We start from the raw sequence: 1,168 nt of genomic DNA, 5'->3' as shown, positions 1-1,168 counted from the left end.
TCGCACATTGTCAAGTCAAGTGCAACAAGTTCATGGATAGACTAGTCTTCCATTGCTTAGGCTGTTTGTGCTAGCTCAAACAGAAATTTAGCCGTTTTATACTGGTGAAGTCGTCTGGGTCTCTCGTTGATAGCAGCGATATATTGCAATAAGTCTTCGTCTGTTAATGGGTTGAGAGATTGACCTTTTGGGAGAAACTCTCTGAGAAGTCCGTTGAAGTTCTCATTCGTTCCTCTTTCATGGGAAGAATAGGGATGCGCGAAGTAAATGTCAACACCTTCTAAGTCGGATAAGAGACTAAACTCAGCACCGTTGTCTGATGTTATAGAAGAAATCGGGTACTCAGTCAAGAAGTCTTTAATAGCCTCATTGATGGTTTCAGCTTGTTTATTGGGCAACTTGCAAGCTACGGCAAAACGGGTTTGACGTTCAACCAAAGTCATGACAACAGCCTCTCCCTTGGTCTTTTTACCTAGTACCAAGTCAATCTCCCAGTGTCCAAATTCGGAGCGCTTGTTAATCGCTTCTGGACGCTTTTCAATGGATTTTCCGAGGGTCTTCTTATTGACCGTGGGTTTAGAATTAGCCCGCTTTCTGATACTCACCATCTTTGGCAAATCGATTGGCTTGATAGAAAGAAGACCTGCTGCGATATAGCGATAAATTGTCTTCGTTGAAGGAATGGTTTCTGTCTGATGCTTGGCTTTGTAATCGTGAACAAACGTATCCACACTATGACAGCGAACCGTTGCTTTCACAGCTTTCTCTAGCTCTTCAATAAAGCGTGGTGAACATTGATTTAGCTTTAGATAGACACTATTTCTACGATTTTCGTCGTAAGCACGTTGCCCGCTATCAGCGAAATAGGCTTGATAGTAAGTTCGTTTACCATTCTTATCTTGGACTTGAGTAACAGTTCCACGCTTCATCTCACGGGTAATGGTTGAACGATTCCGTCCTAACAGACGAGCAATCTCAGCGGGCTTTTTACCCATTTTCAGATAAGCACTGATTTCTCCTCGCTCAGAGGCTGATAAGTGAGAATAACGAGATTTTTTGGTAGAATGAGTGTGGGACATGTTCATCGTCTTTCTATACTGAGTTGGGGAATTCTAGTATATCAGATGAACATGTCTTTTCTGTTGCACTTTATTTTACAACGCGGGAT

At 42.4% G+C, this 1,168-nt stretch carries 1 protein-coding gene; it reads right to left on the bottom strand.

Translation table 11 applies throughout. From position 1 onward, the window contains the following. Positions 1-56: 56 nt before the first annotated feature. Entirely contained in the window at positions 57-1,079 is a 1,023-nt protein-coding gene (locus tag E4T82_RS11915) for an IS30 family transposase (RefSeq protein ID WP_135182979.1), read from the bottom strand. Positions 1,080-1,168: the final 89 nt, after the last annotated feature.

Source organism: Streptococcus cuniculi (assembly GCF_004570575.1).
Taxonomy (GTDB): Bacteria; Bacillota; Bacilli; order Lactobacillales; family Streptococcaceae; genus Streptococcus; species Streptococcus cuniculi_A.
This window is presented reverse-complemented; position numbering and strand designations above follow the sequence as displayed.

What these genes read in the sequence shown, in the direction of transcription:
- E4T82_RS11915 (WP_135182979.1), bottom strand. Translation starts at nt 1,079, where the DNA reads ATGTCCCACACTCATTCTACCAAAAAATCTCGTTATTCTCACTTATCA.